The sequence below is a fragment of the Campylobacter cuniculorum DSM 23162 = LMG 24588 genome (assembly GCF_002104335.1).
Classification (GTDB): Bacteria; Campylobacterota; Campylobacteria; order Campylobacterales; family Campylobacteraceae; genus Campylobacter_D; species Campylobacter_D cuniculorum.
The window spans coordinates 135376-150253 of sequence record NZ_CP020867.1; the positions used below are offsets into that span (position 1 = coordinate 135376).

Annotated in this window: 10 protein-coding genes and 1 pseudogene; 7 read left to right on the plus strand and 4 right to left on the minus strand. The window is 29.9% G+C overall.

The features are described from left to right. The first annotated feature begins 15 nt into the window (after positions 1–15). The 4 genes and pseudogenes from CCUN_RS00735 to CCUN_RS10225 form a co-directional block, all read left to right on the plus strand. Positions 16–852, plus strand: coding sequence for a hypothetical protein (locus CCUN_RS00735; protein WP_027305865.1), 837 nt, complete (start codon positions 16–18; stop codon positions 850–852). After that, positions 840–4031: a hypothetical protein gene (locus CCUN_RS09960; RefSeq protein WP_232087695.1), complete on the plus strand. Its 3192-nt coding sequence runs from the start codon at positions 840–842 to the stop codon at positions 4029–4031. Before CCUN_RS00735 ends, CCUN_RS09960 begins: the two co-directional genes overlap by 13 nt. A 12-nt stretch (positions 4032–4043) precedes the next feature. Next, on the plus strand, positions 4044–4907 hold the full coding sequence (locus CCUN_RS00745) for a hypothetical protein (RefSeq protein ID WP_027305866.1): 864 nt from the start codon (positions 4044–4046) through the stop codon (positions 4905–4907). 31 nt (positions 4908–4938) lie between these two features. Next, positions 4939–5040 (plus strand): annotated as a pseudogene (locus tag CCUN_RS10225) (DUF3825 domain-containing protein); the annotation flags it as partial. Between the two features lie 433 nt (positions 5041–5473). On the opposite strand, the gene CCUN_RS00750 reads toward CCUN_RS10225, so the two are convergent. The 4 genes from CCUN_RS00750 to CCUN_RS00765 form a co-directional block, all read right to left on the minus strand. Next, complete coding sequence (locus CCUN_RS00750) at positions 5474–6127, minus strand: hypothetical protein (RefSeq protein WP_027305867.1); 654 nt, start codon at positions 6125–6127, stop codon at positions 5474–5476. A 484-nt stretch (positions 6128–6611) separates the two neighbouring features. Beyond that, complete coding sequence (gene hemH / locus CCUN_RS00755; RefSeq protein ID WP_027305868.1) at positions 6612–7541, minus strand: ferrochelatase; 930 nt, start codon at positions 7539–7541, stop codon at positions 6612–6614. Next, positions 7538–8398 (minus strand): Gfo/Idh/MocA family protein, encoded by an 861-nt coding sequence (locus CCUN_RS00760; protein WP_027305869.1) that lies wholly within the window; start codon positions 8396–8398, stop codon positions 7538–7540. The genes hemH and CCUN_RS00760 overlap by 4 nt, the downstream gene beginning before the upstream one ends. Positions 8399–8405: 7 nt before the next feature. Continuing rightward, positions 8406–9482 carry a DegT/DnrJ/EryC1/StrS family aminotransferase gene (locus tag CCUN_RS00765; protein WP_027305870.1) on the minus strand — a complete coding sequence of 359 codons (1077 nt, stop codon included), beginning with the start codon at positions 9480–9482 and terminating at the stop codon, positions 8406–8408. A gap of 107 nt (positions 9483–9589) precedes the next feature. Here CCUN_RS00765 and alaS point away from each other — a divergent pair, with 107 nt between their 5' ends. The 3 genes from alaS to CCUN_RS00780 are packed head-to-tail and all read left to right on the plus strand — an operon-like array spanning position 9590 to position 14609. Beyond that, the gene (gene alaS / locus CCUN_RS00770) at positions 9590–12130 is read left to right on the plus strand and encodes an alanine--tRNA ligase (protein WP_027305871.1); all 2541 of its coding nucleotides are present in this window, start codon (positions 9590–9592) and stop codon (positions 12128–12130) included. Continuing rightward, positions 12130–12681, plus strand: coding sequence for a septum formation inhibitor Maf (maf, locus tag CCUN_RS00775; protein ID WP_027305872.1), 552 nt, complete (start codon positions 12130–12132; stop codon positions 12679–12681). The genes alaS and maf overlap by 1 nt, the downstream gene beginning before the upstream one ends. Beyond that, entirely contained in the window at positions 12678–14609 is a 1932-nt protein-coding gene (locus CCUN_RS00780) for a penicillin-binding protein 1A (RefSeq protein WP_027305873.1), read from the plus strand. Before maf ends, CCUN_RS00780 begins: the two co-directional genes overlap by 4 nt. The last annotated feature ends 269 nt before the right edge of the window (positions 14610–14878 follow it).

Consider the following 14878-nt stretch of genomic DNA (forward strand, 5'->3'; position numbering starts at 1 on the left):
TTTTTAGGAGTATAAATGAAAAAATTCCAGTTTTTATTTGACACAAAATTAAAAAAATTAGCTTGGATTGTAGCTATATTATTTATTGGATTTATAGGATATAAGATACTTTTTTATACTGAATTTAAAAATGGTTATGTAAAAGTAATTTTACGCTCTAATGCAACACTTAACCGAGAGGGTTATTGTATAAAAGAAAATAGAAAATTAAGTCAAAATGAATTATTTGAAAGAGCCACTAAAGACCTACTTGAAAAGTTTTACAATGAAGCACATGATCCATTATTTACAAATATAGATGGAGAATGGCTTAGTGTTGATAATTGTTATTATGAGAGCAAAGAAAAAGCAAAGAATGCTCCAAGTTGTCAATTTTCTAGCAATGGCAAGCAATTTGATATCAACGATATCATAAAACAAATTGATCTTAATCAAACTAAAAAAGAAAATATGCAAAAAATAATGCAAGGTTTCAGTATTGTAAGACCTTTTGAAGAAGAAAAAATTTTAACAGATGATTTAAAGCTAAAATATTCTTTATTCTTGGAAGACAAATTTTATAATTATATTTTTATCCCCTATAGTATTGACTTTATTGCGATTGGTGGCGATATTGCCAATAACTCAAAATTTGGTTATTCTGCTTATGCCTTAATGATAAAAGAATTTTATATAGGTAATCTTGGTTTCAAATTTACAAAAGAACAATTAAAATCTTGGGAAAATGCAATTTATAGGTATTACCCTATTACAAATTGTGGCGAGGTTGAAATGCGTTATGATTTTGATCCTCCTGGATTATATTATCAGTTATTTTATGATATGCAATGGAGAGATGAATGGCATCGTTAAATTTAAAAGGCGATTATGGAATAGAAATTTTATCTTATTATCTTTGGGGAGAAAGCACACCGCCAAGTAATTTAGCTAGAAAAGATAATCGTGTGCTTATCGCTAAAGATTATAAAGCAAGAGATGAAAAAGCAAAGATAACCATACAAGCTTCGGCACTTGATTATATGAAATTTGTAGATAGATATACTAGTGCTACAGATTTTGGGGTGTTTCAAAAATTTTTTGAATGCGAATTTAGCGAAAAAGAACTTGAAGAATTTAAAGGTAAAATAGAAAATGAAATGTATGTTTTAGGATTGGATGATATAGTAAAAACTAAGATGTATAAAGGTGTAAATCCGTTTATTAGCAATAATAAAAAAGATGATGAAAAATATGATGAAAATAAAATGGCAGTTGAAATAAGCCACTACTACTTAGATATAAATTCAAGTGATTATGCCAAAAGATCTTTTGCTTTTGGAAGCACAAGTATAGCATTTAATAAAGATGTGAAATTTCATATTAATGTCAAAACTTACAAAGCTGAATATATTTCTAATCTAAAGCTTTATCCACTCGGTGATAATTTTGATTTTAAAAGTGATGATGGATTTGCAAAATATATAAATCTTTACTTAGAATATGAATTAGATCCACTAGAAATAGGTAGAAAGATTAATATTGAATTTATTGATCAAGAAAAAATTGAACCTATAGTTATTTACAAAAGGATGTTTGAAATACTTCAAAAGCAATCTTTTAAATCTCCAATTCCTTTTTTTCCTTCATTTAAAAAATATTATGATAATAATATCCTACCATCTGGTGTATTATATTTACAAGATGACCATGCAAACTCCAAAACCCATTCAAAGTATTCTGCTTTCTTTAGTCAAAACGAACAAAATAACTCAAGCGAGTCTTCATCAAGTGCCAAAGAACCCTGCTTTATCACTTTATATTTAAAAGATGAACACAATAAGCCTATTGCTAATGCAAAAATTATTATAAAAGGTTTTAAACATGATAAAGCTTTAAGAGTGTTAAATCTAAAAAGATGTAGTGATGAAAAAGGAAAAATAAGATTTGACAAGGAAAAGTATTTTAGTGATTGTTATAGCTTTAAAGTAAAGCTTGATGAAAAAGAAGCTTATTTTTCTACTCCTTTACAAAATGCTAAAAGGATATTTAATAATTATATCAATCATAAAGAAGGACTTGTGCTTAAATTTAAAGCTAAAGATCATTTAATTTATGATGGATTTAATGTCTATCATTACAAAGGAAATGATTTAATTAATTCTTATATGGCAAGAAGTGGAACAGCTAAAGCAGACAATAAAAAAAGAAGTAAAAAACAAATTGCACATTATTTTTACCAAGATGAAAAAGATAAAAGCAAAAGTGGAAAGGCTTATTTTTACTATGATGATGAAAGTATTAAAGATAGATTTGCAAGCTTACCTGAAGGGGAGTATTATTTAAAGATTAATGAAATAGATAAAGACACTAATCCTAGCTTTTTAAAAGATTATCCCTTTGAAATAGGAAAAACTTGGGGAAGATATTGTGTGAGATTATACACTGATAAAGAATGCTCTAAAACTTCAAAAGAAATAGAAATAAAAGAAAGTAATGAAAAAGAAAATAAAAAAAGCAAAAAAGACAAAAAAGAACAAAGCATAATAAAAGATAATCTATATCTTTACTCTATCAATGAAAAGGGAGAGTTTGGCAGCAGTGGTAGCATAGGTATGGCACAAGCACAGTTATTAGAGAATTTAAGTAAGCAAGCTAAATTTATACAGAGTGAAGAAGAAGGAATTATTTCTTTAAGGGTGGAGTATGCTAAACAAGAAAAATCTAAAGTAAATTTCATAAAAGAAATAGAATGGGAGCTCGATGAAGATAAAGATGTGGTAAATGCTGAAAAAAGTGTAAGGATTATTATCGATGAAAAGGCAAATTTTGCACCAGGGACTTACGTAGAATGCGAAGTTGATGGTTTAGAAGATGATGTAAATATTGTTTGGGCTTTAGCTCAAATTCAAAATGAAGCAAGACTTCAAAGAATTTTAGAAGGCAAAGAGCATTTAGAATTTAAAGATATAAAGTTTTTAAAAGATGAAAGTAAATATTTTCATGAATGCTGGGAAATGGATGATGAGGAAAAAGATGAAGAATTTGAAAAAATAGGCTTTAGTTTGCCACTAACAAGGGCTAATGAAGAAGAATTTGATAAATATTATGCTTTAGTTTTTGCTTATGAAGATAAAAATAAATTTAAAAGACTTCCTAATTTAAATGATGCTTATAAAATCATAGATATGAGCTTTAAAGTTGGCTCTGGTAGAGATGATAGAGTAAAAGAATTATTTACAAGAGAGGAGCTAAAAGCCTTTAATGTATATAATCTTAACCGACAAAAATCAATCGATAGTGTCGAAGAGGCAAATTGGTTTTTAAGAGCAAATTTAAGAAATCAAGAAAAAAGAGACTTTTTTACCTATCTTAGAACTTATCCGCAATTTGCTGGAAAAATCGCTTATATATACTATAGATTTGATTTAATCAATAAGGAATTTTTAACAAGTGTATCGGAAAAAGATAAGGAATTTTACCTTCAAGATAGAGACGACAAATATATTAGCACTATAATTAATAAAATTTTACCTTTAGAATATAAGAATGGTAAAAGTTTTAAACAATTCCACACAGAGCTTTTAAATAACAAAAACAGAGATCTTGAAGAATGTAAAGATTTTTTAAAAGCTTTAACTCAAACTCTTTGTAAAGAATTTGATTTACCTTTAGAAAATGTAGTCTTTTATAGCGAAAAGCCTAGTGGATCTTTATCTTTTGGAGCTTATAAAGAGAATAAGGTCAGATTAAATCAATACATTTTAAAAGCTTATTTTAAAGAATTTGCAAAAACGGTTTTTCACGAATGCAGGCATTTTTATATAGAAAAATATTATAATCACAATACGGACGCCCTAGGTAGATATGTTTTTTATTCTGAAAAAGCTTATATCAATGAGAAAATTATTTTTGACAAATTTAGTAGAATTTGCGATTCTGGTGAGAATTATTTAGTAGGTTGTAATATAGGTGCTATACAAGATGCTTATGAAATTCAGCCCAATGAAAGAGATCCAAGATATGTAGAAACCCTCATAGGTAGAAGTTTATAATCAAGGAAAACAATGAAAACTATAAAAATACCGCTTAAAGATTATATCTCCAATATAAGGGAAGATAAAACTATTTACTTAGGTTTGCAAAGTGATATGAGCATAAAAGGACTTGATGAAGAATTCTTAAAAAAAGAATATAATCTTAAGAAAAATTTCAAATTTGAAACAAGCATTTATTTAGGTAAAATTATAATCAAAGAAAAAAATATCATCTTTAAAGCTTTTAATGTTGATGAGAATTGCTTTGAAGGGCTTAAAGAACTTTTCTTCAAAAATAACCCCGATAAAATTATAGATAATTTAGAATTAAAAAAATATTTTTTAAAACTTTATAAAGATAATATTGAATTTTTGACTTCTTATATTAATGAGATTAATCAAGTTCATGGTATTAAACTTTACTATATCGAAAATAAAAATTTAAATAAATTTGAACTAATTTCAATGCTAGATGAAATGGTGCAAAAAAATGACTATGACATAGTAGATTTTAGCGATGATTTATTTTATTCTTATCTTGTATGGAGTTTGAGAAAATTTATCATTGCTTATGATATAGGTTTGTATCAAGATAAAAATAATTTATTTTTTAATTTAGCTACCTATAAAATACATGGAAATCATTCTTTTTATGTAGAAGCGAATAATAATTTAAATTTTAATCTTATTGAATTATTTTTCTCAAATATCTCTCCTTTGAAATATGCTGTGGGTTATTTGCAAAAAGAAGAGATAATATATAATGGAGCTTTAGAATATTCTTTAGGAACTCTTCAAAAAACTTTAAATACTACAACCCAATTTCATAATAAATTTTATTTTAAACTAAAAGAAAGACCTTTTGAATATGCACAATATTTTAAACAAAAATAGACTTAGTTGAAATAATTCAATTTTGATTGCTTACATTAAAGTAAGAACCATACTAAATCTGTATGATAATATCTACAAAACTGCAAGAGTTCTTTCGATAGTTGAATCTGAGTGGGTTAAAAATACTATTTAAGAAGAAAAACATTGATAAAATAGTCTTTTGAAATGAGTCTATTTTATCACATAAACGTTAAGATGCTAAAACATTCTATAATTAAAATATATTAAGTATGGCTACTCTTTCGGTTACAAGAAAGAGACATAATGAGTAAGATCATTGAGTTTTTAGTTCTTATTTTAGAATTAATTAATAAGATAACCAAACTCATTAATTATCTCATTTAAACAACCTTAAGAAATTTTATAAAAACCGCACTTAGTCTAAGCTTAATGCAATTGTAGCAAAAAACATTTAACCGAAAGAGGCGTGGCTTTCTGTTATTTGGAGTTTTAGTCAAAAGTAGATGCAAAATATTAATTTTTTATTTTTTTAGTTTGCTTTAAATATTTTATCGCTATAATCACAATGAAATTCGAGGGACTCCTTGTGTCCCACCTTTCTCATCTTAACAATATTCTAAAATTCTTTCATCAAATGTTTTAATTAAATCATTTAAAAATGTTTCTATCTTTTGTGGATTGATACCTATATAAGTATTTTCAATCTTTGTTGTTAATCTTGGATAATGTTTTGTATTTTTCTCTGTTGTTTTTAAAATATTCTCCCAATGATAGCCTCTATTTCTTAGATTTTGCAATAGACTAAGAACAATATCAACTTTGTGTGTATTTCTAAAGCGTAATTTTATTCCATTTTCAAAAAAGAAATTTCTATTGTATTCTCCATAGTTTCTAAAATTAATATCTTTTAAATTCATTATAGAATTTTGCAATCTATTTTCTTTGATGAGATAAATAATCGTTCCTAAGCTCATACGAGAAAGATATTGATGATGAGATAAAACTCTATTTTTTCCCTTATCTTCAATTTTTTCTCTAGCTTCTTTTATTTTTTCATCCTTAGAATTTTTTATCCAATCATTATCTTTTTCTGTTAATTTACTATCGAGTTTATTTCTCAAAATAATTTCTAATGTAGCAATTTTTGGAGTGATTTTTCCTATAAGTTTAAGATTATCATAATGTTTTATAATATTATTGTTATAGGATGACAATAATATTTGAGAAAATAGAATGTCAAAATCTATTAGATTGTTTATTTTTTACCTTGATTGAGATTTTCGTTGTTAATTTCTTTATCCTTTACCATAAATCTCACTGCCTATATTTTGTCCTATGCCCTTTGCCATCTTTTTTAAACAGAGCAATCAAATCTCCTACATAGTTTTCATCATTACTATCTCCGAGCCATTCCCAAGTTTTAACATTTCTAGCAAACCACTCGCAATGTTTTAATCCTTTTGAATTTTTTAAAGATTTTATATTAAATAAGCTTTACAATGTATAAAATAAAATGATTGAATGGATTAAATATTATAAAACAAATTATTTATTATTTTAAGATAAAATGCACCGAAAACCTAAAATTTTCTTATCACAATGAAATGAATTTTTCTCAATTTAGAATGATTTTGAAAATTTAATTTGCCCTAATGAAATCAATTCCTTGCCCTGTCTTATAATTTTATTTTTAATTTTTGTAAATCAATCAAGTTTAAAAAATATAAAATAGAATTGAGTGATTCATAAATTTTCTAAATCCATTAAAATGAATTTCATAAAATTCTCACTATCATTAGGACAAGCAATCACTTTATAATCTTTTTGTGCAATCTTTCTGTATTCAATTTCAAGTTCAAAAACACTTTCTGAACAATCAATGCAAAAAGAAATAGGATAAATCAAAGCTTCATTTTTTAAATTCGCCAAAATATTTCCCGTATGAGGCTCAAGCCATTTCACAGGACCGAGCCTAGATTGATAAGAAAGTATGAATTCATCAAAATTATCTTTGAGCTTTTCTTTTAAAATTTCTGTATGTTCTACAACATGTTTTTCATACAAATCGCCTTTTTTGATAAGGGAAATTGGCAAAGAATGTGCTGAAAAAATCAAGGTTTTAGCCACGGTGAATTTTTGCTTAGCCTTAAGAATATCATCAACAAGCATTTGGTTATAAAATTGATGTTTGTAAAATACCTCTACGATTTTAAGTTCAGCCTTGCAATTTAATTGTGCGATTTCTTTTTTTAAAACCTCAACAGATGAGCCTACTGTGGTTTGAGAATGATGAGGATAAAGTGGAAAAAGCACGATTTCATCATTTTGAGTGAGTTTATATTTTTGCAAAACTTCTTTAGCAAAAGGCGAGACATATAAATTCACAAAATCAAATTTCCATTCTTTTTTTGTGCTTGAATTTTCGCATTTTAAATTAAGTTTTTGACAAAGACTTAAAGTCAGCTCATTTAAGGGCGATTTCCCGCCAATTTGTCTATAATTTTCTTGCATAGTTTTAAGTCTCAATTGAGAAATAATTCCCGCAACCATCTTTCTTAAAAAAGCGTTTTTAATGCCTAAAATATAAGGGTCATTAAACATATTTTTTAAAAAAACTTCACATTCTTCTAAAGAACTTGCCCCGCCCATATTTAAAAACAAAACAAGTCTCATTCGCACCTTTCTAAAAGCTCTTGCACTGCATAAGCATCTTCGATACAAGCCAAATCATTCTGTTGAGACAAAGCTAAATCAAATAAGGCATTATGCTCCGAAAAAAGCGGAGAATTCAAGCTGATCATTTGCAATTCCTTTCCGTCTTTTTTAAGGCTAAATTCATTTAAATCGGCTTCAAAAAAGTGGTTTTGAGTGATGAGATGAATTTTTCTAAGCTTTTGAGAGCTATTCCAGCTTTGATGCACACAAGCGATGAAATTTTCACACTCACAAGCAAGTATGCTTTCACTTTCTCTGTGCTTATTTTGAGTGCTCTTTTTTAAAATTTCTGCTTTTGTGATTCTTTGCTTACTTAAAAAATAAAGCAAATCCAAATCATGAACTGCTAAATCTTGCAAGACTCCAATATCAAGAATGCGAGTGGGGTAAGGCGAGTATCTTTGTATATTGATGCTAATGATTTTTTCGTTTTTTAATTCTTGTTTTAAGGTCAAAACGGCGGGATTAAATCTCTCGCAAAAACCGATTGCAATATTATTTTGATAAGAAATTGCGAGTTTTTGAATCTCTTCAATCTCTTTTAAATTTATAGCTAAAGGTTTTTCAATCAATAAAGTTTTAACTTGACCAAAAAGCTTTTTTGCTAATTCTAAATGCGTATTTGTAGGAGTTGCAATGATAACGCAATCATTATTTTGAGCTAAAAATTCATCTAAATTTTGAAAAAAAGGAGCGTGAGAATTTAAGTTTTGATTCAAATCAAAAAGAGCATTGATAGTAAATTTTGGATTTTTAGAGAGTTCTTTGAGATGATTTTGTCCCATTTTTCCAAGTCCGATTATACCAATTTTCATTTTTTTCCTAAAATTTTGCAAAAATTTCAATCACTCTTGCTTGTTCATCTTCACTTAAAAATGCAGAAAATGGCAAAGAGAGTATATGTTTGCTTACAAATTCTGTATTTTTAAGAGTTAAATCATTAAAAGCCTTAAAACAAGTTTGTTTGTGAAGTGGAATCGGATAATGCACAGCATAGGGCACCTTTGCTTTTTCAAAAGCTTCTATCACTTTGGCTCTATTTTCTACCAAAACGCTATATTGCGCATAAGCACTGATGCAATGTTTTTTAATCTCAGGAACCTTGCAATTTTTAAGATTTTCATCATAAATTCTAGCGATAACTTGTCTTTTTTCAAGCTCTTTTTGAAAATGTTTTAACTTCACATTCAAAATCGCAGCTTGTAAGGTGTCAAGTCTTGCGTTAATGCCTATGAATTCGTGTTTATAACGTTGAGTTTGTCCGTGATTGAGTAAAATTCTTATTTTTTGAGCCAAATCATCATCATTGACAAAAATCGCTCCGCCGTCTCCATAAGCACCTAAAGGTTTTGACGGAAAAAAACTCGTGCAAGAAATTTGGGCAATAGAACAAGATTTTCTGCCTTTAAAACTCGCTCCAAAACTTTGAGCCCCGTCTTCGATGAGAATGATTTGATTTTCTTCACAAAGTTGATTTAAACTTTCTAAATCACTCATTTGTCCAAACATACTCACCGCTATGACCGCTTTAGTTTTTGGGGTGATGGCTTTTTTAACATTTTCAAAATTTAAGTTAAAATCTTGAGTATTTATATCGACAAAAACAGGTTTTAAACCATTTAAAACCACCATTTCAGCCGTTGCAATGAAAGTAAAACTTGGCACAATAACCTCATCTTTTTCATCTTCTTTTAAGGCTTTTAAGCTTAAATCCAAAGCACTTGTGCCACTAGAGCAACCAATAGCGTGTTTAACGCCGACAAAAGAGGCTAAATTCTTTTCAAATTCTTCTAATTGACTCCCACCTATGAATGAAGAATTTTCTAAAATATTAAAAATTTCTGTATCAATTTCTTGTTTGTAAGCGTGATATTGTGCCAAAAGATTAATAAATTTCATTTAAGAGCCTTATAAAAATTTAAAAGCGTAATTATAGTTTAGTTTTACTTAATTTAAAGTAATTTTGGTATCATACAAAATTAATTAAAAATCTTAGGAAATTTGATATGGATATTAGAAGTGAATTTTTAAATTTTTTTAAGTCAAAAGGGCATGAAATCACTCCTTCAAGCCCTTTAGTACCCGATGATTCAAGTTTGCTTTTTACAAATGCTGGAATGGTGCCTTTTAAAAGTATATTTACAGGAGAAATTCCAGTGCCTAAGCCTCCGAGAAAAACGAGCTGTCAAACTTGCATTCGTGCCGGAGGAAAACATAATGATTTAGACAATGTCGGTTACACAGCAAGACATCATACTTTTTTTGAAATGTTAGGAAATTTCAGCTTTGGGGATTATTTTAAAAAAGATGCCATTGCTTATGCGTGGGAATTTGTAACTGAAATTTTGAAATTTCCAAAAGACAGACTTTATGTTACCATTCATACTGATGATGATGAAGCTTTTGAACTTTGGCAAAAATTCATCAGTAAAGAAAGAATTTATAGATTTGGAGATAAGGATAATTTTTGGCAAATGGGCGATACAGGACCTTGCGGACCTTGCAGTGAAATTTTTTATGATCAGGGTGAAGAGCATTTTAAAGGCGAAGAGGATTATATGGGCGGAGAAGGAGACCGCTTTTTAGAAATTTGGAATTTGGTCTTTATGCAATATGAAAGAAACAGCGATGGAAGTTTAACGCCTTTACCAAAACCAAGCATTGATACAGGTATGGGACTTGAGAGAATTACAGCGATTAAAGAGGGAAAATTCAGTAATTTTGACAGCTCTTTATTTATGCCCTTGATTGACACTCTTTCTAAACTTTGTAAAAAAAGCTATGTGTATGAGGAGGGAGCGAGTTTTAGAGTGATAGCTGATCATATTCGTTCAAGTGTTTTTTTACTCGCTCAAGGTGTGAGTTTTGATAAAGAAGGCAGGGGTTATGTATTGCGTAGAATTTTACGCAGGGCTTTAAGGCATGGATATTTGTTAGGGTTTAAAGAACCTTTTATGTATAAACTTGTTGATAAGGTTTGTGAGCTTATGGGTGGGCATTATAGCTATCTTAATGAAAAAAAAGAATTTGTTAAAGAGCAAATCAAACTTGAAGAAGAGAGATTTTTAAGCACTATTGAAAATGGTATTGAAATTTTTAATGAAGAACTTGCCAAAACGCAAAAGATTTTTAGCGGAGAAGTTGCCTTTAAACTTTATGATACTTATGGATTTCCTTTGGATTTAACTGCAGATATGTTAAGAGAAAAAGGACTTTTAGTTGATGAGGATAAATTTGATTTTTTAATGCAAGAGCAAAAAAATCGTGCTAAGGCTTCGTGGAAAGGAAGTGGAGATAAAAATACAAGCGGAGATTTTAAAAATTTACTTGAAAAATTTAAGCAAAATATTTTTAGTGGCTATGAAAATACTTGTGAAAAAAGTAAAATTCTCGCACTTTTAGATGAGAATTTTAAAGAAATTTCTAAGCTTAAAACCGGACAAATTGGTTGGATAATGTTAGAATCCACCCCATTTTATGCTACAAGCGGAGGGCAGGTCGGTGATACAGGAAAAATCGGTCAAAGCCCCGTTTTGGATACACAAAAATTCTTTAATCTCAATCTTAGTCAGGTTAAAGCCGAAGAAAATTTAGAAAGCGGACAAGTTGTTTTAGCACGTATTGACACAGAAAAAAGACAACAAATTGCAAGACACCATTCAGCCACTCATTTGCTTCATTTTGCTCTAAGAAAAATTCTAGGAACTCATATCTCTCAAGCCGGTTCTTTGGTGGAATTTAATAAATTAAGATTTGATTTTACTCATCCTAAGGCTTTAAGCAAAGAAGAGCTTGAAAGTATCGAAAATTTAGTCAATGAGATGATTTTAAATTCTCACGAAGCCAAGCTTGAAATTCTGCCCTTAGATGAGGCTAAAAAAAGCGGTGCAATCGCTTTGTTTAACGAGAAATATCAAGAAAAAGTGCGTGTTTTAACCTTAGGTGAAAGTAAGGAGCTTTGCGGGGGAACTCATGTTGAAAATACAGCACAAATTGGCAGTTTTTTTATCATCAAAGAAAGTGGGGTGAGTGCTGGGGTAAGGCGCATTGAAGCGGTTGTTTCTAAGGCGGCTTTAAATTTTAATCAAAAAAATATTGAAGCATTAAATATTCTTAAAGAAGAGCTTAAAACAAATGATTTATTAAGCGGGATTAAAAAACTTAAAAACGAGCTTTTAGAGCTTAAAAACGAGCTTAAAAATTCTCATAAAGAAGAACTTCATTCAAAAGAAATCAACGGGACTCAAATTTGTGTTCAATGTGTTGATAGGGGCGATATTAAGGCGATGATTGATGAGTTTAAGAATGGGTTTAATCAAGCTGTGGTGCTGTTATTGCAAGTGAAAAATGGAAAAATCACCCTTGCAGCAGGAGTGAAAAATTGCCCTTTAAAAGCGGGAGAAATCGTTAAAAACGCCGCTCTTATTTTAGGTGGAAATGGAGGCGGAAGAGATGATTTTGCAACAGCTGGAGGAAAAGATTTAAGCAAGATTGACGAGGCTTTAAAACAAAGTTTAATTTCTATAGAAAATGGACTTAAAAATTAATGCTCTATCTGATTTCAAGCTCTTCTTCTCGTGCAAATTTGCTTCAAAACGCAAGATTAGCTTTTAAGCAAATCAAATTTGATTTTGATGAAAATTTTGATAAAAATATCCCTGCAAGTCTTTATGTGCAAAGAGTGGTGTTAGAAAAAGAGAGACAATTTTGCGAAAAAATGAGCCTTGATTTTAAGGATAAAACTCTTCTTTTTGCTGATAGCATAGTGTGTGTGAAAGAACAAATTCTCACTAAGGCAAGGAATAAAGAAGAAGCTTATAAAATGCTTGATTTACAAAGCAATCAAAGTGTGAATATTTTGAGTGCTTTTATCTTAAAGAGCCCTCAAAAACAGATTTTTTCCCTTTCTAAAACCACGCTTTTTTTTAAAGAATTTGAGCCTAAAGATGTAGAAAATTATGTAGAAAATGATTTTTATAAGGGTAAAGCAGGAGCAATTTCTTGTGAGAGCTTTCATAAGAAATACATTATCAATCGTATAGGGAATTTAGACACTGCTTTGGGGCTTGATACCTTAACTTTAAAGGCTTATTTATGAGAATTTTGACTTATATTTTTTCTTTTTTTCTTCTTATTATCGTTGCTGGAGCGATTTATGCGACTTATCTTTTTACACTCGCAGATGATAAGGGATATACTTTTAAAGAATACAAACCTCCTCTAACCACACAAATTTTCGACATCAACGGCAAACTCATTGCTAATATCTTTGAACAACACCGCTTTTATGCAAATTACAATGAATTTCCGCCGCGGTTGATTGAAGCTTTGATTGCGATTGAAGATACAAGTTTTTTTGAGCATAATGGAGTGAATATTGATGCGATTTTCAGAGCTGTGATTAAAATCATTAAAAGTGGTGGAAAAACAATGGAAGGAGCTTCAACTCTCACACAGCAATTTATCAAAAACACCGAACTCACGCCCGAAAAAACCTTAGAAAGAAAGATACGCGAAGCTCTACTTGCTTATAAAATGGAGACATTTTTAAGCAAAGAAGAAATTTTAGAAAGATATTTGAATTTTATTTTTTTTGGACATGGATATTATGGGATTAAAACAGCGGCACAAGGGTATTTTCATAAAAATTTAAATGAACTCACTCTTAAAGAAATAGCTATGCTTGTAGGTATGCCAAAAGCACCAAGCAGTTATGATCCGACTAAACATTTAGACCTTTCAGTTTCACGAGCAAATAATGTCATTCAAAGACTTTATAGTTTAGGCTGGATTTCAAAAAACGAATACGACGAAGCCCTTAACGAAATTCCAACGATTTACGATGATACGCTCACTCAAAATATGGCACCTTATGTTGTTGATGAGGTGATAAAACAACTAAGCCCCAATTTCAAAGACCTTAAAACCGGAGGCTATAAAATCACACTCAATATAGATTTAGATGTGCAAGAAATGGCAAGAAAAGCTTTGCAATTTGGTTATGATGAAATTGTTAAAAGAGACAAGGATGCAAATTTAAGCACTTTAAATGGGGCTATAGTTGTAGTCAATCATCAAAGCGGAGGGGTTTTGGCTTTGGTGGGCGGGGTGGATTATGAAAAGAGCAATTATAATCGTGCTACTCAAAGTACAAGACAGCCCGGAAGCTCATTTAAGCCTTTTATTTATCAAGTTGCTATCAATTTAGGATATTCTCCTATGAGTGAAGTGGCGGATATTTCAAGGATTTTTGAAGGCGGTGCAGGAAATAACGAGGATTGGAAACCTAAAAATTATGGAGGAAATTTTGAAGGCATTATCACTCTAAAACAAGCATTGACAGCTTCAAGGAATCTTGCAACAATCAATTTGGCTTTGGATATAGGAATTGATGTTATATACTCAAAATTATTACAGATGGGTTTTAAAGATATTCATCCGGATTTGTCTTTAGTGCTTGGAAGTTTTGGCATTTCACCCTTAGAATTTTCTAAATTTTATACAATGTTTGGAAACAATGGGGTGATAAAAGAGCCGCAAATCATCAGAGAAATAGCAGATAAAGAGGGTAAAATTTTACTTGAATTTCCTTCTAAAGAATATAGAGTGAGCGAAGAGGGACAAAGTTTTTTAGTGCTTGATATGATGAGAAATGTTGTTGAGCACGGCACAGGACGCAATGCAAGAGTTAATGATATAGAAATTGCGGGGAAAACCGGCACAACCAATAAAAGCGTCGATGCTTGGTTTTGTGGAATCACGCCTGAAATTGAAGCCTTAATTTGGTTTGGCAATGATAATAACAAACCGATGAAATCCACCGAAGGCGGAGCAAGGACAGCTGCACCTGTATTTAGGGAATTTTTAACTCAATATTTAGAAAAATTTCCAGATACTACAAGAAAATTTAACATTCCAAGCGATGTGAGAAAGGGCTTATACAAGGGTAAAAGCGAATACTACACACCTAAATCTCCGCTTCCAAGAATGAATGCGAAATTTAATGAAAGTGAAATTTTGTTTTAAGCTTTTTTAAAGCAATTTCTAGCTCTATTTTAAATTTTGCTTTTTTAGGCTTTAAACCCTTTTTGGTTTATTTCTATTCTTGCTTTTAATTTTATCTCTTTGCTCTTTTTAAAATGATATATTTTCAATTTCTTTTTAATCTTGTTTTGTATTTTTACCCCCCCCCCCTTTTTTTAAACACAATCAAATTCTTAATATGAGAGTCTTTGCAATATCCTAAAATTAAGCATAAAGACTGATAGTTGTCTTTTTAACTGCTTGAAGCTTTT